18 protein-coding genes and 1 pseudogene are annotated in these 23,913 nt (G+C 50.7%); 10 read left to right on the forward strand and 9 right to left on the reverse strand.

Annotated elements, in window-relative coordinates:
* Window positions 1–65 precede the first annotated feature (65 nt).
* The 5 genes from ABDW72_RS17220 to ABDW72_RS17240 all read right to left on the reverse strand — a co-directional run bounded on the left by ABDW72_RS17220 (window position 66) and on the right by ABDW72_RS17240 (window position 5,153).
* The gene (locus ABDW72_RS17220; RefSeq protein WP_347159841.1) at window positions 66–965 is read right to left on the reverse strand and encodes an L-dopachrome tautomerase-related protein; all 900 of its coding nucleotides are present in this window, start codon (window positions 963–965) and stop codon (window positions 66–68) included.
* A 198-nt stretch (window positions 966–1,163) separates the two neighbouring features.
* Window positions 1,164–2,330, reverse strand: coding sequence for a potassium channel family protein (locus ABDW72_RS17225; RefSeq protein ID WP_347159842.1), 1,167 nt, complete (start codon window positions 2,328–2,330; stop codon window positions 1,164–1,166).
* A 119-nt stretch (window positions 2,331–2,449) separates the two neighbouring features.
* Window positions 2,450–3,073: a putative quinol monooxygenase gene (locus ABDW72_RS20385; RefSeq protein ID WP_430438163.1), complete on the reverse strand. Its 624-nt coding sequence runs from the start codon at window positions 3,071–3,073 to the stop codon at window positions 2,450–2,452.
* Window positions 3,074–3,425: 352 nt separating this feature from the next.
* Window positions 3,426–3,977 carry a hypothetical protein gene (locus tag ABDW72_RS17235; protein WP_347159843.1) on the reverse strand — a complete coding sequence of 184 codons (552 nt, stop codon included), beginning with the start codon at window positions 3,975–3,977 and terminating at the stop codon, window positions 3,426–3,428.
* 12 nt (window positions 3,978–3,989) lie between these two features.
* On the reverse strand, window positions 3,990–5,153 hold the full coding sequence (locus tag ABDW72_RS17240) for a zinc-dependent alcohol dehydrogenase (protein WP_347159844.1): 1,164 nt from the start codon (window positions 5,151–5,153) through the stop codon (window positions 3,990–3,992).
* Window positions 5,154–5,752: 599 nt separating this feature from the next.
* Between ABDW72_RS17240 and ABDW72_RS20390 the strand changes: the two are divergent.
* Window positions 5,753–6,019 (forward strand): annotated as a pseudogene (locus ABDW72_RS20390) (integrase core domain-containing protein); the annotation flags it as partial.
* On the opposite strand, the gene ABDW72_RS17250 reads toward ABDW72_RS20390, so the two are convergent.
* Window positions 5,989–6,405 (reverse strand): response regulator, encoded by a 417-nt coding sequence (locus ABDW72_RS17250; RefSeq protein WP_347159845.1) that lies wholly within the window; start codon window positions 6,403–6,405, stop codon window positions 5,989–5,991. The pseudogene ABDW72_RS20390 and the gene ABDW72_RS17250 sit on opposite strands and share 31 nt — an antisense overlap.
* 255 nt (window positions 6,406–6,660) lie before the next feature.
* Here ABDW72_RS17250 and istA point away from each other — a divergent pair, with 255 nt between their 5' ends.
* The gene (gene istA, locus ABDW72_RS17255) at window positions 6,661–7,770 is read left to right on the forward strand and encodes an IS21 family transposase (RefSeq protein WP_347159846.1); all 1,110 of its coding nucleotides are present in this window, start codon (window positions 6,661–6,663) and stop codon (window positions 7,768–7,770) included.
* 401 nt (window positions 7,771–8,171) lie between these two features.
* On the opposite strand, the gene ABDW72_RS17260 is transcribed toward istA, so the two are convergent.
* The 3 genes from ABDW72_RS17260 to ABDW72_RS17270 form a co-directional block, all read right to left on the reverse strand.
* Window positions 8,172–8,384 (reverse strand): hypothetical protein, encoded by a 213-nt coding sequence (locus ABDW72_RS17260; protein WP_347159847.1) that lies wholly within the window; start codon window positions 8,382–8,384, stop codon window positions 8,172–8,174.
* Between the two features lie 87 nt (window positions 8,385–8,471).
* A complete protein-coding gene (locus ABDW72_RS17265; RefSeq protein WP_347159848.1) occupies window positions 8,472–9,065 on the reverse strand; it encodes a hypothetical protein in 594 nt (197 codons plus the stop codon).
* Window positions 9,049–9,528 carry an RNA polymerase sigma factor gene (locus tag ABDW72_RS17270; RefSeq protein WP_347159849.1) on the reverse strand — a complete coding sequence of 160 codons (480 nt, stop codon included), beginning with the start codon at window positions 9,526–9,528 and terminating at the stop codon, window positions 9,049–9,051. The genes ABDW72_RS17265 and ABDW72_RS17270 overlap by 17 nt, the downstream gene beginning before the upstream one ends.
* A 524-nt stretch (window positions 9,529–10,052) precedes the next feature.
* Here ABDW72_RS17270 and ABDW72_RS17275 point away from each other — a divergent pair.
* The 8 genes from ABDW72_RS17275 to ABDW72_RS17310 all read left to right on the forward strand — a co-directional run bounded on the left by ABDW72_RS17275 (window position 10,053) and on the right by ABDW72_RS17310 (window position 23,269).
* The gene (locus ABDW72_RS17275; protein ID WP_347159850.1) at window positions 10,053–11,030 is read left to right on the forward strand and encodes an isoaspartyl peptidase/L-asparaginase family protein; all 978 of its coding nucleotides are present in this window, start codon (window positions 10,053–10,055) and stop codon (window positions 11,028–11,030) included.
* Window positions 11,011–11,793 (forward strand): copper homeostasis protein CutC, encoded by a 783-nt coding sequence (locus ABDW72_RS17280; protein WP_347159851.1) that lies wholly within the window; start codon window positions 11,011–11,013, stop codon window positions 11,791–11,793. Before ABDW72_RS17275 ends, ABDW72_RS17280 begins: the two co-directional genes overlap by 20 nt.
* Before the next feature lie 516 nt (window positions 11,794–12,309).
* Window positions 12,310–14,184 carry a 3-keto-alpha-glucoside-1,2-lyase-like domain-containing protein gene (locus ABDW72_RS17285; protein ID WP_347159852.1) on the forward strand — a complete coding sequence of 625 codons (1,875 nt, stop codon included), beginning with the start codon at window positions 12,310–12,312 and terminating at the stop codon, window positions 14,182–14,184.
* A gap of 18 nt (window positions 14,185–14,202) precedes the next feature.
* Window positions 14,203–16,197 carry a hypothetical protein gene (locus ABDW72_RS17290; protein ID WP_347159853.1) on the forward strand — a complete coding sequence of 665 codons (1,995 nt, stop codon included), beginning with the start codon at window positions 14,203–14,205 and terminating at the stop codon, window positions 16,195–16,197.
* 193 nt (window positions 16,198–16,390) lie between these two features.
* On the forward strand, window positions 16,391–18,859 hold the full coding sequence (locus ABDW72_RS17295) for a glutaminase family protein (RefSeq protein WP_347159854.1): 2,469 nt from the start codon (window positions 16,391–16,393) through the stop codon (window positions 18,857–18,859).
* A 66-nt stretch (window positions 18,860–18,925) separates the two neighbouring features.
* The gene (locus ABDW72_RS17300; protein WP_347159855.1) at window positions 18,926–20,986 is read left to right on the forward strand and encodes a beta-L-arabinofuranosidase domain-containing protein; all 2,061 of its coding nucleotides are present in this window, start codon (window positions 18,926–18,928) and stop codon (window positions 20,984–20,986) included.
* Between the two features lie 52 nt (window positions 20,987–21,038).
* Complete coding sequence (locus ABDW72_RS17305) at window positions 21,039–22,058, forward strand: glycoside hydrolase family 43 protein (protein WP_430438164.1); 1,020 nt, start codon at window positions 21,039–21,041, stop codon at window positions 22,056–22,058.
* A 185-nt stretch (window positions 22,059–22,243) separates the two neighbouring features.
* Complete coding sequence (locus ABDW72_RS17310) at window positions 22,244–23,269, forward strand: LacI family DNA-binding transcriptional regulator (protein ID WP_347159857.1); 1,026 nt, start codon at window positions 22,244–22,246, stop codon at window positions 23,267–23,269.
* The last annotated feature ends 644 nt before the right edge of the window (window positions 23,270–23,913 follow it).

Genomic DNA, 23,913 nt, shown 5'->3' on the forward strand with positions numbered 1-23,913 from the left:
AAACGTGAACTCGCTAGTTAAAGCGTTAAATAACAGTAGTCCGTATTTACCAGGGAAGCCTCTTTTTAAGTGGCTGGCAACTTCATCCGGTAAATGGCATAAGGTGTTGTTCTTTTATTTTCGCCTTCATTGTATTCGGGTTGCTTATTGATTTGGGAGCAGCTGATGTATAAATAATCATCCTCCGAAATGGAATAGCTGTCAGGCCATATGAGCCTTTCGTCTGCCACTACATCTTCCTGTTTATGCGCAGGCGTTATTTTTACCATTTTGTAGTTCTGGTAATCTCCCAGGTACAGGTTGCCGCTTTTGTCAAAGATCATCCCATCCGTAACCGAAAACCTTCCCAGATCTTCTACCTCAGCCTCCCTTTTATCTTCAGGCAATTCTTCATCACGCAGAAATTCCGTTCTAATGCGGTAAAGTTTATTATCGGTGAGGGGTTTGTAATACAGCCATTCGCCATCCGGTGTTAAGGCAATGCCATCTGATTGAAGATGTACCGGTTTACCGTTCTTCTTAAATTCTTTCCCATCCACGATCAGTTTAAAGGAAGGGTCATGTCTCACCGAATAATGATTGCGCAGTAACTCCCTGATGGTTCCCGTTTCAAGATTAACTACCACGATTCCCCCTTCATTGGAGTTCGTTAAATAAGTTACTCTTCTTTGGGTATCGACCCGCAAATCGTTGATATAGCTTTTGTTGCTTAATACGCCATCAAACCTGTATACTTCTTCTATGCTGTTGGTAGCCAGGTTGAACTTTACCAGCTTAAAACTATTGTCATATACTTGTTCCATCTTGGGGCAGGCCGGGTCCACCACCCACAGGTAATTCTCCTCATCTACATACACCGCCTGCACACAAACCCATTTGTTTTTGCCATCCTCTCCTTCCTTCCAACTGTTCCACTGTTCATCCGGATAAGGTTTCACCTGGTTGTCAGGCAAGATTTCTACCACATCGTATTTATGTGGTCCGGGCCATAAAGGATAACAAGTAAACAAACGACCATCTTTGGATACCGCCACACCGGTTAGCTGGTAGGTGTCATCTGAAAACACTTGTACTGCGTGAACTCATGAGTGGGTAGTTTTAAGTGAAATGTTACCAATCTCAGAAAGATTGAACTAAGAAAATCTAAATTCAAAAATGACCCTTCAATCAAAAGCATACAACCGTCTCCGGAATTCCTGCCGGTCTTTAGCGCTTTCCGGGTTAAAACCCGCTGGATCTATCTCTTCCATACGGTAGGCCAAAACGGGTGCAAGGGCGGTAATGTGGTGCTCCCAACGGGAACGTAACTCAACATATCTTTTTATTTCTTCCTGCTCATCGGCAATTGTTTTAATGCCCGCCTCTTTAAACCGCTCTAAAGCAGCAGTAAAGCGCCGAGCCCAGCGGTCATACGTTTGGGTATCGGGCTCCTTTTTATCATCAGGTACGCCCCCCGGCAGAAAAGTATCTTCTAAGGAAGTTACCTCGAGCCTGGCTCCCCGCCAAAGCGCAGCCACCACCGCCGATTCTTTTATGGTATTGTATTCTTGATCGTCTAATGCGCTCTTGATCAGGCTTGCCGTATCGAAGGCCATTAGCAAAGATTTGGAAACAGAGTAATACGGCTCGCGAAAGCGGAAAAAAAATAGCACCGGGTAAAAATGATACGCTTCTTTTGACTGGGTTAATCCCGTGGCTGTTTCGGCAAGGCTATCTAAGCCGTTATCGAATTTACCTTCCGGGCCCAGCCCGCAGAGCAATTCGGCAGCATCGCCGGTTTCATCGCTGAGTAGATAGCTTCTCAGCCCTTGCGCGTTGCGCCGCTGCAGCCCATTATACACCTGCATTAAATAAATAAGGGTTAAGGAAGTTACCGACATACCCACCATTGAAGTGAATATATAAAAGATGCGGTACGGTTTTGTTTGCGGAGAATGATCGCCGGCGCCTACAATAGAAATGCTGTTACCGGCTGCATAAAGGGCCGTTATAAAATCAGTGGAAGTATGGCCGTTACTGGTTTTAATTGCAGAACCAAGCGCCGGATGAATAATAAGCGCTACGCTAAACGTTAGGCCTAAGAACCAAAAACCTAACAAGGTAATAAGAATTATCGGGCCACAGAAAGTCAGCACTTCTCCGGCCCGCCTGCCAAACGGCTTTGAAATTAAACGGAATAAGCGCCATACCAGCCGGGCAATTTTGTTGCTGAAAACGCTAGCCCCGATCCGCGCATATAAAATGGTAAGGAAAATATCCAGCAAAACCAACACTAGAATTATGGCTCCTAACCCCTGTTGCAGCCAGCGAAGTGTTTCATTTTCTTCCATAGTTAATTAACTAATGCTAACATACGGCCCTCCCAACGAGAAGCAATGAAGTCTTCCGCCTCATACATCTGATGAAATAGCCGTTATCGGCCGAAGCAGTCCGGTTGTTTTTAATTTAATCAAGGATTAAAATTCTCCGCCGTAACCTTAAGCAAATCCATATCCGGGAAACTGCCAAGCAACGAAAGCGCATGTTTGGTTAACTCCTGGGGAATACGGCCCGTGAGGTGTTTTAAACGGGCACCATTGTCAGGGAAAACATCGAAAATGCCATACTCATCATTAGGCAGGTGGATAGCAAACCACGCAATAGTCTCTTCTTCTGCCATGGCCAAAGGCTGGGCATCTTTTAAAAATTGTACCACCTCCTGCTCGTGGCCCTCTTTCGCTTTAAATGTGAGCAATAATCCTTTTGTATCAGGTTCAGCTGGCGGCTGGGATGGTAGTTTGCTGGCAAGTACCTCTATTTTCTGGATATCCGGGGAGGTTTCAAATAATTCATCTGCTTTTTGCAGTAAGGCGCTGGCAACTGCCCCGTTAAGATGTGCATCACGGGATGCTTCATCAGGAAAAAAATCGACGATGCCGTATTCAGACCGGCCAAAACGTATGGCAAACCAGGCTTTTGTTCCGGCCTCCTGCCGTACTAATGGAAGGGCAGAAGAAAGAAAATCTTCCACCTCGTCATCTTTACCGTGTTTCGCCTCTAAACGGACGAGTAATCCTTTTGTAGTCGTTGTCATGGTTCAATGTATCAATGTGATTCTTTTAAATTTCGTATGTTAAAGTGTTACAAATAAATGCGTTCCTATCCCTGCCTATTCATAATTGAATGATTCCTTGCTTTTACCCTTTTTTCAATAAACCGAGGTAGGGCAAAACTGATGTATAACAATAATATAGGTATAACACTAAAAGGTACTCTCCACAAACAAATGATCAAGGCAGCCAGGTGCAGCGCCTTTTTCCCAGCATAGTTCTCCTGTTTTAATGTCTGGCTGTCCTGTAAAACAGAAGGGCTCAATAAAGGGTCAACCCAAAAGCTGTTCAGCTTGTGCCGGCTTTTGGGTTGACACGAATTATACTACCTTCTTCCTAATATTGCTTACTTCTGTTTTTCTTTGACATCAGCATGATACCAGCAGTTATAAGCAAAGCCGTTGTAGCTGCCTTGCCAATAAAACCCGTGCGGTTATACTTCCATTCGGCCCGCCAGCCCCTTTCAATCCAGGGATTAGGGAGAACGCCGTGTTTTAGATCATTGATCTTTCCCTCAATGACGTTTATCCGGTCTGCCAATATGAGCGTCATCCAGTGCGTAGCGGTGGCTTCGCTATACTTATAGGCATAGCGACGCACAGCGCCACTCAGGCCTGCAGGCGGTGTGGACGTGCCAAATACCCGGGTAACGTCGGGCCGCTCTATGGAATGAAAGATCTCAATGTCTATAGGCTGCTGAGGCGCCTTTTCATAATCAAGACGCTGGTGATCCGCTCCGTTGGAATGTTTCATCGGGTAAGTGGGATCATTTTCCGGATCAGCATCCATGCCCCAGCCAGGTATATCTTTGGTGAGTTCGGCCATATTGCGTTTGGCAATAACCCGGTCCTGAAACTCATCTATTCTGTTTTCTAATGCATTTTTCATGATAAAAAGGTTTTAAGCCACATTGGCGGCACGTGGAGGAATCAATAAAGGTTTAACGATGTGGTCCAGCTTATCTGAAAACATCCGGTAGGCATCCGACACTTCTTCCAGGGGCAACCGGTGGGTAATGATTTCTTTTGGATTGATCCTGCCGCTCATGATGTGATCGATTAGTTTGGGCAGCAGCCGTTTTACCGAGGCCTGGTCGCCCCGCACCGTAATACCTTTGTTCATCAGGCTACCGACAGGTACCAGGTTCCAGGGCGGACCGTATACCCCAATAATAGATAAGATGCCCCCTTTTTTAAGCGAATTAATGGCCCAATGCAGGGCGGTGGAGTTGCCGGCTTGCAGAAGTAACCCTTTACCGGTGATGTTTTGAAAGGTACTGCCGGTGGCATCGCAGCCTACTGCATCGATACACACGTCAGCGCCAAAGTAATCAGTCGCTTTTTTTACAAATACCACGGGGTCATTCATTTCCCTGAAGTTGTAAGCCTCGGCAAAGGAAAATTTGCGGGCAAACTCCAGTCGGTAGTCTATGTGGTCGATAACAATGACCCGTGCGGCACCAAAAAACCAGGCAAAGCGAGCAGCCATAAGCCCTATCGGGCCGGCTCCAAACACGACCACGGTATCGCCTTTCTGGCTACCACCCTGCTCTGCAGCCTGGTAGCCGGTGGGCACCACATCGGTCAGGAGCACGGCATTTTCCAGGTCCATCCCTTCCGGTATTTTGGTGGGGCTCACATCGGCATAGGGTACCCGAACGTATTCGGCCTGCCCGCCGTCATAGCCACCTGCTATATGAGCATAACCGAAGAAGCCGCCTACGGCTGTGGCTTCCGGATTCGACTCATTGCAGTTACCATAGAGTTCCTGCTTGCAATGCGGACAGGTGCCGCAGGCAATGTTAAAAGACACCAGCACGTGGTCACCCACTTTGAGTTTTTGCACTCCTGAGCCTACTTCTTCGACTATGCCGGTAAACTCATGGCCAAAGGTCATGCCCACACGTGTATCAGGTACCCGACCGTGATACAGGTGCAGGTCTGAGCCGCAAATCAGAGATCGGGTAACGCGGACAATGGCATCATTGGGATGCTCGATCTCCGGTTCGGGCTTGTTACGGTCTACCCTGATTTGACGGGGCCCGCGAAAATTCATTGCTAACATAAGCTTGTTTTTTTTAAAGGGAATAGAATTAAGCAGAAGTAATTTTCAAACCCTGGCGTCAAAAGAGTTAAAAGGGGGATTGCTTGAGGGTGCAGTGCTTGAGGGTGCAGTGCTTGAATAAGAGGAAAGGCTACAAAATCCCGCCTATTTTGGACAAGTTCAAGTTGCTTTAAACTGAAGCCTGAATACAGCAGTAAAACAAAAGGTATTATTTTTTACGATAAGGCATTGATTTAGTTCTACCTACATGCTGCTGGCCACAACACCCGTAGAGCTCCCCGGTCAGTTCGTAGAGAAAGCCCAGATTCAGATACTGCTTCAGCTGTCTATAAAAGCTATGCTCCGGCACGTGTGCCTGAGCGAATAGCGCACACTCGTCCTCAAAAGTTTTCCTGCCCTGCATAATACCATCGATTTGGTCCCATCTCCTTTTGCGCTTATCTTGAGTGGGCTGTGCAGCAAGCACAATGCCTGGCCACTGGGGTGGATCAGGCCATCTAAGGTGACAGGAACGCGGCAGGGTTGCTGCGCGAATCAAAGTGAATAACGGGAGAGAGTTTAATTCCTAGGCCCTAGAAAGATGGGCATAAGATAACCTGGTTACACTGGGCTTCTCCAGGCCCGGCAAGTTGACGGACAACGCCTTTACCAAGTCCTTCCACGGCAGCTTTCGGGATGAGTGCCTGAAGGTGAACGGGTTTCTCAGCATGGAGGATGCAAGGGAGAAGACAGAGGCATGGAGACTGGGATATAATGGCTTCCGGCCCCAAAAGGCCGCTTCAGGATATGACGCCGCAGGAATGGATACAAGAGAATATAATGAAACTCGAATCCGCTACTTTTGCGCTGTCTTTAAATTGGGATGAGGTCCCTCAGAAACTTGTTGGGCAATCATCTTGATGTCTTCAGGGGTAATGGGCTTATGAATAAGACCCGACACTATTGAATACTCTTGGCTTTTAGCTGTATCCGACACATCAAGAGAAGACGTCAAGATGTAAAGGCTAAATTTCCCCCGGAGCTTCGAATCAAGGGGAGGCAGGGCGTCCAAAAACTCCCATCCGCTCATGCCCGGCATGTTCAAATCCAGCAGCACGACATCAGGGATCTCCTCTACGCTGCTACTGGCTAAAAATTCTAACGCCTCTTCCGCCGAAAGAAAAGTCCGGATGTCTTTGAATCCCTCCAGCATCAGCAAGCGTTGCGTCAGAAAGAGGCTCAGGCTATCATCGTCAATGAGAAATATTTTCATGTGGTATTATTGGAAATAAATTGAAAACCTGGTGCCTATGTTCACCTGACTGCTGACCTCGATACGCCCACTCATCTGGAGAATCCGCATATATTGACCACCTCATTCCGTGTTAATGTGACCACCGGTTCCGCGGGAAAGCGACCAGGGGATTCCGGACCAAACTGACCACCCTGCCAGGCATGCATGCTGTAGCGGCAACCATACCTTTGGAGCAAACAAAGCTCCAGGAGTATGGCTAACACTACAATCAGCATGAGTAAGATAAGACAGATTCTGAGAATGCACAGCCAGGGCCGCAGCCGCCTTTCCATCGCTGCCCAGTCCGGCGCGTCCCGCAACACGGTCAAGAAGTACCTGGCCGCCTTCGATGCCAGCGGATTCACTTACCAGGAGGTCAACGCCCTGAATGACAAGGAGCTGGAGGAGCTCTTCGGCAAAAGCAGGGAGCGTTCCCCGGACAGCCGCCTGCTGGCCCTGCAGCGCTGTTTCCCGCATGTGGACAAGGAGCTCAAACGCACCGGCGTCACCCGGCGCACGCTCTGGGAGGCCTACCGGGAGGAGTTCCCCGAGGGCTTCCGGTACAGCCAGTTCTGCTTTCACTACAGCCAGTGGAAGGCCAGGGTCAACCCGGTGATGCACCTGGACCACAAGGCCGGCGACAAGCTGTACGTGGACTTCGCAGGTGAGCGGCTGTGGCTGACCGACAGGGAAAGCGGCGAGCAGACCCAGGTGGAGGTGTTCGTGGCCATACTGGGCGCCAGCCAGCTCACGTACGTGGAGGCGGTGATGAGCCAGCAGAAGGAGGACTTCATCGCCGCCTGCGAGAACACGCTGCACTACATCGGCGGGGTGCCCGCCGCCATCGTGCCCGACAACCTGAAGGCGGCCGTGACCAAGAGCAACCGCTACGAGCCCACCCTCAACGAGGCCTTCGCTGACTTTGCCGACCACTATGGCACGGCCGTGCTGCCCGCCCGGGCCTACCGCCCCCGTGACAAGGCCCTTGTCGAGGGCGCCGTCAAGATCGTCTACAGCCGCATCTACGCGCCCCTGAGGAAACAGGTGCACAGCTCGCTCCCGGAGCTGAACGCGGCCATTCTCCAGGCCCTGGAGGCGCACAACAGCCAGCCGCTCAGAGGCCGCAACTACAGCAGGAGGCTGCAGTTTGAGGAGGTGGAGCGACAGGCGCTCGCGCCGCTCCCCATGCTCCGCTACGAGTTCAAGAGGCAGTGCCACGCCACCATGATGAAGAACGGCCACGTGTGCCTGGGCGCAGACAAGCACTACTACAGCGTGCCCTACCGCTTCATCGGCAAGAAGGTCAAGCTGCTGTTCTCCCGCTCCCTCACTCTCTGCCGGTAGCAATACCAATAAGAGCAAAGAGCCCGTAAATCACTGATTTGCGGGCTCTTTCGTTTCTATGTGCTGCTAAATCATTCCATTATCTTCCTTTTCCCAGGTACCACTGGTACTCAAAGACTAACTTCTTTCTTGTGCTCCCATTTACTTTACAGGATGCGTGTCAGGCAAAGCAGCGTAGGTGCGCATGTTAATCCAGCCAGTGGAAAGCAGGTTTATACTTGAAACAGGCTTGTTTGCTTTAGATCCGGTGATGTACATCTTTATCAGCTGACAAAATCAAGAGAAGAACGTGACTACCTGGCTGTTCTGGGATGGTGGCTTTCAGTCATAGTATAAACGCAGGGGAAAGAGTAGGAGCAGAGCTATTGGTATGGCGCTTACGCGTTGGTGAGAGCGCCGCTTTACGCACAATGGCGCTGACTCCTTTTAAAGCGGAAAAGCTGCACGGCAGCCAATAACTCTATTCCGATTCCAATCCCCACGATGCTTCCCACAAAGAAGTCAGGGATTTCAAAACGACGGGAAATGAATGGCGCAACAGTTGCTGTCAGGAGGCCAATTATCAAAAGGAACGTGTATAACCTAACTGCTTTTGATGGTTGTTTATTTTTCATTTGATTCATTTATTGATAGTATAAGTTTCGAAGAATGATAGCGCAGCAGTACAAGTGACCCTGCATGGTGTATTGTAAGCGGCAGAATTATGATGGGGCGTTCAGCTGATCAGATATTTCTTCCAGTCGCTCCCGGGTTTCCTTTAATTCATTAGCCCCTTTCCTGAAAAGCCGCGGCCGCAGAAAAAGCCATAGAAAGAGCAGGTAGGCCACCGTGGCTGTATACACAGATAGCAGCAGCAACCTGTTTTGGTAAACAAATTCATAGAGATACAGCAGCAAGCCCGCTGAACAGAGCAGCAGGCCCACGACCTGCGTTTTCCGGTAGTAGCTAATCTGGTTCTGTCGCGTCTGCTCTAAAAACTGAAGAAACTCCTTGTTGCTCAGCACCTGAGGCTTGTAAAATCTTCGGATAGAACGAATGTTTGTAGTTGCCAGCACAGCGCATGCCGCTAACAGCAGCAATTCGCCTAACCGCGTAGAAACCAGCGTAGATTTATACACAACCATTACGGTAGCCAGGAGCAAGGCCGCTACAAAAGCCATCACAATCACCATCGCTTTTTTAAGCAGCCTCTGCCTGCGAAATTTTTTGGCAAGCTTTACCACTTCCACTGAAGTAGACAGGCGTTCCGTTTTTGCAGTGAGCCAGATAGCTTTTATATCATTCAAATTGTCCATGCGCCTTAAATTTTAAAGCCAGCTTTTCCTTTATCCGGTGAATCTTAACCCGCACATTCCCGCTGCTCAGTCCTACGATCACGGCTATTTCCGCCTGCGGCACGTCCTCCAGCACCAGGGAGACAATGATGCGCTCTGTTTCAGGTAGCTGCGCAATGCAGCTGTATAAAAAGTGCAGCTTTTCCTCCTGCGGCTCCTCCTCCAGTTCTGCTAGTTGAAATGGCAGTTCTGTGGTGTGCCTGCGTTTTGTTTTTTCGAGGGCGCGTAAGCAGTTGTTAGTGGCAATGCGAAAGATCCAGGTGCTTAGCTGTGCCTGGTGCCGAAAGGAAGGCAGGTTCTCCCACACTGAGATAAAGGTTTTCTGCGTAAGGTCCTTCGCCTCGTCCTGATCATTGATATAGCCCATGCATACCCTGAAAACCTTGGGCGCATACGTTTCATATATCTCCTTAAAATCAGTCATGGTGTATCAAGCTGCCTTGCTATTTTCTTTTATGCCGTGTTAGATACAGCGCATTGGCAAATGTTACACAAGAAGCGGCAATTTTCCGAAATTTACTTGGGAGCTACTCGCTGAACTACAGCAAGTATAAATTGCCTGTGCAGCTGCTGATTTGCCCTGCGAAAGGTTAGGGGAGTGGCAAATTTATGGCAGAACTCGTCGTTAAGAAAAAAAATCTCTTTAATTTCAGCGTAATCAATCCTTAAACAAATGGGTTATGTCATTGATTAACAGTTGCTTAAGTATGAACCCTTGTTTTATGATTGACTATTTTAACCGTGGAGCAGCCGTTGAAAAGTGATCGTTGCCCAAGAGCATGCAGAGGTGGTGCACGGTAGAGAACTGCAATCAGTAATAGGCAGCAATTAAACTAAGTATAGGCAGCGCACCTGCTAACTACCTGCGCGCTGTAGCAAATAGTAATGCTCCGGAGCACCTGCAGCTTTAACAAAAATCATCTTAACTTTCATAAAAAATAAAATCAAATGAAAAGCAGAAGAAATTTTCTGAAGTTGTCTGCCTTAGGTACCACTTTCCTGACCGGGCTTTACCCAGTCGGAAGAGCTTTTGCCGGAACTATAGCGAAAGGAGCCGCGAACAAGCCTGTAGTTATTTCGACCTGGAACCACGGCATGCCTGCCAACGAGGCAGCCTGGAAAATCCTGTCGCAGGGTGGGCAAGCGCTGGACGCGGTAGAGGCGGGGGTGCGGGTGCCGGAGGGCGATCCCAACATCCAAACCGTAGGCTACGGCGGCTTTCCGGACCGCGAAGGCCACGTAACGCTGGACGCCTGCATCATGGACTATCGCGGCAATGCCGGCTCGGTGGCCTTTTTGGAGCATATCAAACACCCGATTTCCGTTGCCCGAAAAGTAATGGAAAATACGCCGCACGTAATGCTGGTAGGCGAGGGAGCGCTGCAGTTCGCGCTGGCCCAGGGCTTTGAAAAAGAGAACCTGCTGACACCTGCTTCGGAGAAGGCGTGGCGGGAGTGGCTGAAGGAATCCAAGTATAAACCGGTTATCAACATCGAAAACCACGATACCATTGGGCTACTGGCGCTGGATGCGCAGGGCAATCTGGCGGGTGCCTGTACCACGAGTGGCGCAGCCTTTAAAATGCACGGCCGCGTGGGCGATTCGCCCATTATCGGAGCGGGCCTTTTTGTAGACAACGAAGTGGGTGCCGCTACGTCTACCGGTTTGGGTGAGGCCGTAATGCGCACCGTGGGCAGCCACCTGGTGGTAGAGCTGATGCGGCAGGGCAACTCACCGGAGCGCGCCTGTCGCCTGGCTGTGGAGCGGATTGTAGCTCAGAACAAAGATGTAGCGGATCTGCAGGTGGGCTACATCGCCTTAAACAAGCAGGGCGAGTATGGCGGTTATTGCATCCACAAAGGCTTTAACTATGCTGTGCTGGATAAAACAACGAATAAGCTGATCGATGCAAAGTATAAACTCTAATCCGGTGCAGAGTGGGCAGCCGGTGGCGGAGATATGCGTCGAATCGGTACAGTCTGCAGTGGCAGCTGAAAAGGGTGGTGCCCAGCGGGTAGAGCTTTGTGCCGGGCTGAGTGAAGGCGGAACAACGCCGAGCGCGGGCATGATTGAGCTTACCCGAAAAAGTATCAATATCGGTTTGCACGTGCTCATCCGCCCCAGAAGAGGTGATTTCCTGTATTCTGATAGCGAGTTTGCGATCATGAAAAAGGACATAGAGGTGGCAAAAGCGCTGGGAGTTGATGGCATTGTAATAGGTATACTACAAGCTGATGGCAACATCGACAAGGAACGGATGCGGGAACTGATCAACCTGTCTTATCCGCTCAGCGTTACGTTCCACCGGGCATTTGACATGACGCCTGATCCTTTCAGCGCCCTGGAAGATCTGCTGGAACTGAAAGTGCCACGCCTGCTCACCTCGGGGCAGCAGGAAACGGCACTGCAGGGAGCCGCCTTGATCCGCGACTTGATTCAGAAAGCCGGAAAACGGATCGTCGTGATGCCCGGCAGTGGTATCAACGAAACCAACGTTGGCGAGCTGCTTGCTAAAACAGGGGCAAAGGAGTTTCATACTTCTGCCCGTCTCACAACAGCCAGCCAGATGGCTTTCCGCCGAAACGATCTGGCAATGGCTGTTACGCCACCACTTTCAGAGTATGCGCTGCAGGTAGCCGATGAAAACAAGATCAGGGCGATCCGGCAAGCAGCTGAAGCCAGCACGTAAGCCCTACGTGGTCACCTGCTATCGCTTTGGAGCCAGTAGCGTCGGAATCTCTTATACTTCAAAGCTTTGTACAAGCAGGATACTTTATCTCGTTATGCAACAAAAAAGTGAGTACTCATTAAAAAAAATATATGTTTTTCTTTTGAAGCTAAAACGTTTTAGTTATCTTAGTGAATGCTTTTGCCGCTAACACCTGGTTCCCTGCAACTACAGGGGGTGGATCGTAGCCTTATCAGAAGCGCTAAAGAGGCTGGCAAGTATGTTCTTAGATTTATTTAGGTTAGTTAAATTGGTTAGTTAGATGAAAGTTAAAGCATTCCCTATCTAAGGGAATGCTTTCTTCATTCAACGGTGCTGTAAAGCGCTGATTTACCTACGGAGCAGCAGTCGTACATTTTGTCATCCGAATACCTTATGCTGGCTGCGTTGCTATAAAGTGTTGCTGCTGCCATACTTAAAGCAGTTATTTCCATCTAAAACCAAACAGTTGTTATATACATCCCTCAAACTTAAAGTATGAAAAGATTAGCTTTTTCTCCCACCCGGCTGCTACTGGTGGGCTTAGCATGGGCCTGCAGCTCTGGGCTGACCTTTGCGCAGCCGGCAGCGGCGCGGCAGGATGAGATTCCCCTGACGAATATGTCCGCTTTCAAGAACCCAAGCAAGAGCTGGAGTATTGTTGGCGATGTGTCGGCTGATATGAAGAAGCCTAACGTGCTGCACACCTCTGACGGAACAGGTGTGCTGGTGAATCAGCCAACAAAGAAGAACCATGGCGACGACCTGTATACGACCGCTGAATACGGCGACGTAGATGTAGAGCTGGATTATATGATGGCTAAAAATGCGAACTCCGGTATTTACCTGCAAGGCCGTTATGAGGTGCAACTGGAGGATAGCTGGCCGCAGGCAGTGCCAACAGCAGCCACTAACGGCGGTATCTACGAGCGTTGGGACGATAGCAAACCAAATGGCCAGCAGGGATACCAGGGGTATGCTCCCCGCCAGAACGTGAGCCGCGCCCCCGGCTTGTGGCAGCACTTGAAGATCTCTTTCCAGGCGCCTCATTTTGATGCCAGCGGCAAGAAAACAGAAAATGCCAAAATGCTTCGGGTGGAACTAAACGGTGTCCTTATACAGGAAAACGTAGAGCTCTTTGGCCCTACCCGCGGCGCCATGGCTGCGCAGGAGGTGCCCACCGGCCCACTCCGGTTCCAGGGCGACCATGGCGCTGTTGCTTTCCGCAACATCCAGGTAACAGACTATAGCAAGCCGCGCCCCGAACTGGTTGACCTGAAGTATACTGTATATGATGGTAAGTTTGAGACCGTGCCGGATTTTAAGAACCTGCCACGAGAGGCTGAGGGTACTTCCGTGCTGATGACCGGGGCTATCAAAGCGTTGCCTAAAGACTTCCTGATCCGGTATACCGGTTCGTTGCGGGTGCCGCAAGCAGGCGAGTATACGTTTAACCTGAATGCTTCAGGCGGCAAGGGGCTGATGAAACTCAATAACGAAGTGGTTATTCCGCTGGAGGCCCGGAATCAGCGGGCGAGCGTAAAGCTGCCAGCCGGTGATGTGCCGTTTGAACTACTTTATACGAAGGCTGTGGAATGGGACAAGCCTGCCGTAGGACTGGCAGTGGTAGGCCCCGGCATCCGGGAATATATCATTGGCGATGCGGTGGCCCCGCTTAACCGCAATTACCAGCCAGCCGGTCCTATCCTGATCAATGCACCCGTTAATACGATTCAGCGCAGCTTCATGGACCTGCCTATGCCGGAAGATGAAGGTCAGGCCCTCCGGGTGGTGCATGCCGTTAACGTTGGCAATCCGGCTAATGTGAACTATACGTATGACCTGGATCACGGGAACATGGTACAAGTATGGCGCGGGGGCTTTCTCGACGCGACGCCCATGTGGTACAGCCGCGGCAACGGGTCTTCCCGACCGGTAGGCGCTGTAGAGTCCTTTGGGAAACCTTCCTTTACACTTGCCAAACTTGCCTCCCCGCAAGCAGCATGGGTTACAGATACGGCAGGCACCGGTTATCGCCCCAAAGGCTATGTGCTGGATGCAAACGATCAGCCTACCTTCCGCTATGTCGCCTATGGTAGCCCGGTACAGGACCAGATCAGGGTGCTGGAAAACGGCCAGGGCCTTCAGCGCGAACTAACGGTGCAGAACCCTTCGGGAGGCCTGTACGCCAGACTGGCAGAAGGCTCCACCATCGAGCCGGTTTCGAAAGATACTTACCTGGTGGATGGCAAATCCTATTACCTGCGGGTAGATGATGCCGGCGGAGCAAAGCCGGTTATCCGCGACTCAAATGGCCGGAAAGAGCTTATCCTGCCTGTGCAGGGTAAAATAAGCTATTCTATCCTTTTCTAACCTTGACATGTAATTCCGATGAAGTATACCTATAAAAAATTATTTTCGAGAACCGCGCTGCCACTGCTGTTTACTGCTGCTACACTGGCAGGCATCGGTACGCCTGCATGGGCGCAGGAAGCTCCCAAGGAAGAAGATTTTTTCCGGATCACCGGTGTTAGCGTACCCGAAGGCGTCTTGCTGGAAGTAGGAGGGTTGGTGACGCTGCCGAATGGCGATCTGGGCGTTTCTACCCGCCGCGGAGAAGTATACATTGCCGAAAACCCGACCAGCCCGCGGCCATACTTCCGCAAGTTTGCCTCTGGCCTGCACGAAATTCTGGGGCTGGCTTACAAAGATGGCTCCTTTTACTGCGCTCAGCGCGGCGAACTGACGCGGCTCGAAGATACCAACAACGATGGCAAGGCCGATGTGTATGAAACCGTGTATGAATGGCCTTTGTCCGGGCACTACCACGAGTATAGCTTCGGGCCGAAGATCGCACCGGATGGCTCTTTCTTTGTTTCGGCCAATGTAGCCTTTGGCGACGAGCAGTGGTACCGGGGCGAAAGCCGTGTGCCTTGGCGTGGCTGGATCATGAACATCAACCAAAAAGGGCAGATGCAACCCTGGGCAACGGGCATGCGCTCGCCTTGCGGCATCGGTTTTATAGATGGCGAACTGTTTTACACAGAAAATCAGGGCGACTGGGTAGGCTCCGGCGGCATCTGGCACATCACGAAGGGGGCTTTTACGAACAACCCGGCCGGTTTGCGTTGGGCTGGTTTGCCTAACTCGCCGGTAAAAGTTACGGAAGAACAACTCTATGCCCAGGTAGATCCACGTGCTATCAAAGATGCGGAAGGGCATTATATTAAGCCAGAGAACAGGGTGAATGAAGATTTCAAGACCCTGTTCGAGGTGAAGAAGGCTATTCCATCTTTGCAGTTGCCTGCCGTGTGGCTGCCGCATGGTATACTGGGCATTTCTACCTCCGAACCTGTGGAAATACCAAAAGACAACTTCGGCCCTTTTGGTGGCCAGGTGCTGATAGGAGACCAGGGCATGAGCATTATCTCACGTGTGTTTATGGAGAAGGTGAATGGCGAATACCAGGGTGCTTCCTTCATGTTCAGAAGCGGTTTCCAATCGGGTGTGCTGCGCCTGGCCTGGGCTAAGGACGGCTCTTTGTTTGTAGGCGAAACAAACAGGGGCTGGGGATCTGCCGGTGATGCAAGTATGGGCCTGCAGCGTGTAGTATGGAACAACAACGTGCCCTTTGAAATGCGGGCTGTCCGGGCAATGCCGGATGGCTTTGAGATAGAATTTACAAAGCCTGTCGATAAGAAAACGGCTGAAAACCCTAACTCTTATTCCGTTTCCAGCTTCATCTATAAGTACCAGCCTGTTTACGGTAGCCCACCTGTGAACACGGAGGAGTGCCCGATCAAAGGTGTAAAAGTCTCAGCTGACGGCATGAAAGCCCGTTTGGTAGTCGATAACCTCCGCCGGTACTACATCCACAACATTACACTTGAAGGCGTTCGGGAGCGGGATAACAGTTACTCGCTGGTGCACCCAACTGCTTACTACACGCTGAATAATATTCCAGATGGCCAGAAACTCTCGATGAGTGAGTTGAGCAGAGGAGGCAGTGCTACGACAGCAGCAAAAAGTACTCCGGCGAAAGCAACGCAGACAACCGCAAAAGCTACGACAACAAAACCAGCTGCAGCTAAAGCCAGTGCGCAGCCCGGGAAAGGAGCGAAAGCGCCAACGTATGCCGATGTGAAAGGAATTTTGGCAAAATATACCTGCCTGGCCTGCCACAACCCAACCAAAAAACAGATAGGCCCTGCGTATACTGATGTAGCCAAGCGCAAGTATACTAACCAGAAAATTGTAGAGCTGATCCACAATCCGAATCCGCAGAACTGGCCGGATTATGCCACCGAGATGCCCCCTATGCCGCAGGTGCCGAAGGAAGATGCGCTCAAGATTGCCCAGTGGATAAACTCCCTGGATAGTAAATAAACCTTAAGAAAGACGCCAGGCTGCCTTTGCCGCAAGTATAACGTTATACTTCTGCCGGATAGCCGTGCAAAGCACCGGCTGCCGATAAAAAGTGGCGAATACAGCAGCTAACCCACATAGCAAGAGGGAGGCAAACGTCTCCCTCTTACTATGCCCTTGGGAAATCATTGCAAGACGTAATTACCTATACTGCATGAAGCGAGTACTACTGTTGCTGTCCATACTTTGGCTATCGGCCGCTGTCGCCATAGGGCAGGAATTGCGGGCACCCGCTTACCCGCTGCTGACGCATGATCCCTATTTCAGCCTTTGGTCGTTCAGCGATACGCTCAACCAGTCGGTCACCAAACATTGGACAGGGCAGGAGGAGGCACTGACAGGTATGGTAAAGGTAGACGGGAAAGTATACCGCTTTCTGGGCAAAGAGGCAAAAACATTCCGTAGTATACTGCCAGCCTCGGATGAGCAGCCCTATACTTTTGCCTACACCGAATCGGCCCCGGAAGCAGGCTGGATGAATACTGCCTTTGCTACCGGCGACTGGAAAACAGGCAACGCTCCCTTTGGTGATGACCCGGCACGTGCCAGCACGGTTTGGCCAAGCGACAACCTGTGGGTACGGCGAACATTTTCTCTCCCGGATGCCACACCAGGCAAACTCTACCTGAAACTGAACCACGATGACAACGTGGAAGTATACCTGAACGGCGAAGAGATTTACCGTCGCACCGGCTGGACAAACAAGTATGTATACATTCCTGTGAGTGATGCCGTGGCCCGGAAGCTGAAGAAAACGGGAAACGTATTGGCCATTCACGTCGCCAACACCGCTGGTGGCCGGTGGCTTGATGCCGGCCTGGTAGTGGAGGAAACATCACAGCAGCTTATAGAAATTACGCCTGCCGTGCAGAAAAGCGTGGCACTTGATGCTACCCAAACGACCTACCTGTTTACCTGTGGCAGCGTGGACGTAACAGCTACCTTTACTTCGCCGCTGTTGCTGCAACACCTCGAGGTGCTGGCCAGGCCGGTATCCTACATCTCAGTAAAAGTTAAAGCCAACGATAAGGTTACCCACCAGGTGCAACTATACCTGGGCGCTTCTACTGCTTTGGCTGTCAACACGCCGGAGGAAGAAGTAAGCGCCGTGCAGTATACGTCTGACAAGCTCTCTATTCTAAAGGCAGGCACCAAAGCACAACCCGTGCTGCAGCAGAAAGGCGACGACGTGCGCATCAACTGGGGCTACCTGTATGTAGCGGTACCCGAGGCTGCAAACCCCATCCAGTATGTATCAGCTGCCTCACAGGCGGTACTGCCTTTCGCGGCCCAGGAAAAAGCTTCGTTCACAGAGGCTAAAACAGGTAAAGGGCTGGTGCTAAATACCATCATTTCGTTAGGTAAAGTTGGTGCCAAGGCCAAAGAACAAGTATTCCTGCTGGGCTATGATGAGCTATACGCCGTGCAGTATTTTCATGAAAACCTGAAGCCCTGGTGGAAGCAGGATGCCTCCGACACGATGGAGAAAGAACTGGCGCAAGCAGCAGCAGACTACCAGCAGGTAACGAAGCAGTGCCAGGCATTTGACAAAAAATTATACGCTGACGCCCTGAAAGCAGGCGGTAAGGCGTACGCAGATCTGTGTGAAGTGGCCTACCGCCAGGCTGTTGCTGCCCATACGCTGGTCAAGAGCCCGAACGGTGAACTCCTGTTCCTGTCAAAAGAGAACTTCAGCAACGGCTCTATCAACACCGTGGACATAACTTACCCATCGGCACCGCTCTTCCTGGTTTATAATCCCCGCCTGGTAGAAGGAATGCTCAACGGCATTTTCTATTATAGCGAGAGCGGCGCTTGGAAAAAGCCTTTCCCGGCCCATGACCTGGGCACCTACCCCGTTGCCAACGGCCAGACTTACGGCGAAGACATGCCGGTGGAAGAGGCGGGCAATGTGCTGATCCTGACCGGAGCCCTTGCCGAAGCCGAAGGCCATGCCACCTATGCGCAAAAGCACTGGGAAACCCTCACCACTTGGGCCGAATACCTGAAGCAGAGCGGCTTTGACCCCGCCAACCAGCTGTCGACCGATGATTTTGCAGGTCACCTGGCCCACAATGCCAACCTCTCAGTAAAAGCCATCGAAGCCCTGGCCTGCTACGGCAAACTGGCCGGTATGCTGGGTAAAGCCGACGTCGAGAAACAGTATAGAACATTAGCTAAAGAGATGGCGAAGCAATGGATGCAACTGGCCAACGATGGCGACCACTACACGCTGGCCTTTGACAAGCCGGGCACCTGGAGCCAGAAGTATAACCTGGCCTGGGATGATATCCTGGACCTGAACGTATTTCCAAAAGTGGTGAGTGAAAAGGAAATAGCTTATTACCTGGCACACCAGGGCGCCTATGGGTTGCCGCTAGATAGCCGTAAGACATACACCAAATCAGATTGGATACTCTGGACCGCAACATTGACTGACAACCCGGCGGACTTTAAAGCGCTTGTGCAGCCGGTGTGGAAGTATGCCAACGAAACAAAAGACAGGATACCGCTAAGTGATTGGCATGAAACAACAGACGGTGCCTCGGTGGGCTTTCGGGCACGCTCGGTAGTTGGCGGCTATTTTATGAAGCTACTGGAGACGAAAATGCAAAGCCGGTAAACCCGGATCTTATACTTATAACGCCGGAATTAGCCTGAAGAAACATGCGGTTATACTTGTAAGCTTATGAAAAAGTCCTTCCTCCTGTTTACCGTGCTTTTATGTGCAGGCAGTTGCAAAACACCCGTTGGCCAGGTGCATGACAACGTGCAGGCTGAGGCAGTGCGCCGGCCTACAAACGAGGAGACGAACAGGTATTACGTCAGCAACAAAGCGCCGCTGCAGCCGCAGTATTTCGTAAAGTTGCCTGTCACCAGCATCAAACCCGGTGGCTGGCTGCGCCGGCAACTGGAGCTGCAGCGCGACGGCCTAACGGGCAACCTGGGGGAGATCAGCATCTGGCTCTCCAAAGACGACAACGCCTGGCTCAACAAAGCCGGAACAGGCAAGTATGGCTGGGAAGAACTGCCCTATTGGCTCAAAGGCTACGCCAACATCGGCTACATGCTCGATGACCAGGAGATAATCGACAAATCGAAGTTTTGGCTGGAGGCTGTGCTGACCAACCAGCGGGAGAGCGGTGACTTTGGTCCGAATGTGGAGAAAGGTGAGGGCAAGCGCGACCTGTGGACGAACATGCCCATGCTCTGGTGCCTGCAATCATACTATGAGTATGCCAAAGACCCACGGGTGCTCAGCCTGATGACAAAGTACTTTAAATGGGAACTATCGATACCGGATGATAAATTTCTGGAGGACTATTGGGAGAACAGCCGCGGCGGCGACAACCTCTACAGCGTGTACTGGCTCTACAACCGCACCAGCGACAAATGGCTGCTGGACCTGGCCTCTAAAATAGACAGGAACACGGCTGACTGGCGCCAGAAAAACAACCTGCCCAACTGGCACAACGTCAACATCGCGCAGAGCTTCCGGGAGCCCGCCACCTACTATGAGCAGAGCGCGGACTCAACCGACCTGAAAGCAACTTACCATGATTTCAAGCTGGTGCGGGAGCTGTATGGCCAGGTGCCTGGCGGCATGTTCGGGGCCGACGAGAACGCCCGCGAAGGGTATGCCGACCCGCGGCAGGCTGTGGAAACCTGTGGCATGGTAGAGCAAACCACCTCTGATGAAATGCTGCTGCGGTATACCGGCGATAGTTTTTGGGCTGATAATGCCGAAGACATCGCCTTCAATACCTTTCCGGCTGCTTTTACGCCCGATTACCGGGCGTTGCGCTACCTGACAGCTCCCAACATGGTGGTCAGCGACAGCAGAGATCATAGCCCAGGTATTCAGAATGCCGGCCCTTTTTTGATGATGAACCCTTTTAGTAGCCGCTGCTGCCAACATAACCACGCCGCCGGCTGGGTATACTATGCTGAGAACAGTTGGATGGCTACACCCGACAACGGCCTGGCTGCCCAACTCTACTCCGAGGGTGAGGTAACGGCGAAAGTGGGCGATGGCACTGAGGTGAAGCTAGTGGAGAATACGAAGTATCCGTTTGAGGAGCAGGTTAACTTTACCGTAAGTACGCCCAAAGCTGTGCGCTTTCCGCTTTACCTGCGCATCCCGTCGTGGTGCCACAAACCAGTGGTGCGGGTGAACGGCCAGTTGGTAGCAGTTACAACGCAGCCGGGGGAATATGTAAAACTCACCAGCACCTGGAAAAACGGCGACGAAGTGGCGCTGGAGCTGCCGATGGAGGTGAAGGTGCGCGAGTGGGCCAAAAACAAAAACAGTGTGAGCGTCAATTATGGGCCGCTGACCTTCTCGCTCAAAATCGACGAGCACTACGTGCAGAAGGATAGCAAGCAAACTGCCATCGGAGATTCTAAGTGGCAGCCCGGCGCAGACCCGCAGAAATGGCCTTCTTTTGAGATACACCCCGCCTCCGACTGGAACTATGGCCTTGTGTTAAATGAGCAGCACCCGGCAGAGTCGTTTGAGGTGGTGAAAAAGGACTGGCCAGCCGATAACAATCCGTTCACCAACGCCCATGCTCCCATCCAGCTAAAGGCTATGGGCAAGCAGATTCCCGGATGGAAGCTTGACAAGTATGGCCTGGTTGCTGTGCTGCCGCAAAGCCCTGTGCAAACCAGCCAGCAAACGGAGCCCCTAACGCTGGTGCCGATGGGAGGGGCCAGGCTTCGAATCTCCGCTTTTCCGGTGGTAAAGTAAGTATAACGTAGTCTTAATAGTTAGTCGCATAAGAAGTATAATATTAAGAGTAATTATGAGAAAATCATTGATCGTTTGTTTTCTGGGAAGTATAATGTTGCAGGCCTGTGCACAGCGCACGGCTCAACAGGGAAAAGCACCGGCTACTGCCAGTACCGAAACGAAAAAAGCAACTTCCGGTAATCCTGTTTTCCCGGGGTGGTACGCCGACCCTGAAGGTGTCGTTTTTGACCATACTTACTGGATATATCCCACCTACTCGGCTCCCTATGAGCAGCAGGTGCATTTTGATGCCTTCTCCTCTCCCGACCTGGTGCACTGGACCAAGCACCCCAGCATTCTGGACACGGCAAGTGTGAAATGGGCGAAGCGGGCGATGTGGGCACCGGCCATTGTGGAGAAGGGCGGCAAGTACTTCCTGTTTTTCGGGGCGAACGACGTGCACGAAGGCGAAGTGGGGGGTATCGGTGTGGCGGTGGCCGATAAGCCGGAGGGACCTTTTAAAGATTACCTGGGCAAGCCGCTCATTGGTGAGATCCACAACGGGGCACAACCTATCGACCAGTTTGTGTTTAAAGATAAAGATGGTTCTTATTATATGATTTATGGTGGCTGGGGTCACTGCAACATCGCCAAACTGAAGGACGACTTCACCGGCTTCGTGCCATTTGCTGATGGCACCACATTTAAAGAAATCACGCCCGAAGGGTATGTGGAGGGACCTTTCATGTTTCGAAAAGATGGCAAGTACTACTTTATGTGGTCGGAGGGAGGCTGGACAGGCCCTAACTATAAAGTGGCCTATGCTATCTCAGATTCGCCTGTGGGGCCTTTCAAGCGGGTAGCTACTGTACTGGAGCAGGATGCAGCGGTGGCTACCGGAGCCGGCCATCATTCCGTAATTCACAACGAAAAAGCGGATCAGTGGTACATTGTCTATCATCGGAGACCATTGGGTGAAACGGACGCCAACCACCGGGTAACCAGCATCGACAGGATGTACTTTGATGACCAGGGCTATATCAAACCGGTGAAGATTACGAAAACAGGCGTGCCGCCCCAACGCCTGTAGGCAATCTGCTTTTCCGTGGCTTACTTTCTGCTGCAGCAAGCAATAGTTTTAACAGAGTATAGGGTTAAAGCCTTACCTTTGAGGGGCATTATAAGGTATAGTGCCATGATAAAGGTAGGCCGTAGGAACACGAAAGAGCATGGGGCGCCATGGCTTGCTTAGGATAGAATTAATGCAACCAACGAATGAGTAAGAAGCTTTCGATCCGTGATATAGGGAAAGAATTAGGCGTATCTATTACCACAGTTTCTTTTATACTTAACGGGAAAGCCAAAGAGAAACGCATCAGTGAAAGCCTGACGAAAAAAGTGCTGGACTTTGTGGAGGAAGTGGGATTCAAGCCAAATTCAATAGCCCAGGGGCTTAGAACAGGTAAATCCAGGATTATTGGCCTAATGGTGGAGGATATTTCAAACGCTTTTTTTGCCCAGGTTGCCCGGCTGATTGAAGAAGAAACGCATAACAAAGGGTATCGGATTTTATACTGCAGCACTGAAAATAATGCAGAGAAAACCCGTGAACTGATCAAGATTTTCAGAGACCGGCTTATAGATGGCTATATTATTACGCCCCCCGAAGGGGTGGAAGAAGATATCCAGGCGCTTCTAAAAGAAAATGTGCCGGTGGTGTTAGCTGACCGCATGATCCCCGGACTGGAGTCCAGTTCCGTGGTGATTGATAACGTAAACAGCACCTACCAAGCGACCAACCACCTGATACAGCAGGGTTTCCGGAGCATTGCCTTTATCACCCTGAACTCTACCCAAGGGCAGATGATGGATCGTTTGAGTGGCTACCAGAAAGCGTTGGCAGAACATGAACTGAAGCCATTTGTGAAAAAGTTAGACTTTCATACTGCTGGAGAAAAGAACATTGCTGCCATTGCCGCTTACCTGAAGAAGAATAAAAAGATTGATGCTGTGTTCTTCGCTACCAACTACATTGGGGTGTGGGGGCTGCAGGCGATTAAAGAACTAAACCTTCGGATTCCGGCTGACATGGGGGTAGTCGCTTTTGATGATCTGGACCTCTTTAAGTTGTATAATCCGCCTATTACAGCTATTGCGCAGCCTGTAGTAGAGATATCAAAGCAGGTAATCCAACTTATGCTGAGTGCCCTGGACGAACCGGATCATAAAATGAAAGTACAACAGGTGGTGCTTCCGGCCACCTTGATTGTTCGGGACTCTTCGAGGCTGGACAAAGTATGAGTGAAGGAATACTGAGCAGTAAAAGCAGGAGAGGAGCGGAATACCTGCAAACAGTTTTAATTTTAAACGTCTGCTTACTTACTAGAGCAAAGCCAGGAGAAATGCTTGCGTGCAAGAGTTGTAGGAGAACGGAACAGGGACGTTCATCTTATGCCGAGCAGTAATTGTTTAAACGCCTGAAAAACAGGTATTGGTTTAAAATAAAGTGGAGCTAAGTGTTTTGTTTTAAAATTTATTTGCTAAATTTAGATAAACAAACGATAAAATTATACTATCATTTTCTGCGGTGCTAATTGCGGGCTAGTGTTATTTTATTATACCTGTATATAACTGAGTGATTAATCACGAAGAAGAGGGCAGGTGCGTGTGAGAAGTACCAGGGAAGAATCATTATTTAGGGGCTTGGGAGTAGCCTGTCAGCACAATCTTAACGTTTAATTCGACTTAATGAAAAAATAAATTGTTTTATCTGCTAAAACGGTTTAGCTTAGTTTTAATTTCACTTAAATGTAGTTGTATGAAACACAAATTTACAAATTTGTTCGACGGTGAATATGTGAGAGTAAGAGGCCGGTACTTCTGTACCGGTGTGCTTTCTTTTGCATTATGTGCAGGCTTAACTGCTACACAAAGCCGGGCGGCTG

This window comes from Pontibacter chitinilyticus (assembly GCF_039748935.1).
Classification (GTDB): Bacteria; Bacteroidota; Bacteroidia; order Cytophagales; family Hymenobacteraceae; genus Pontibacter; species Pontibacter chitinilyticus.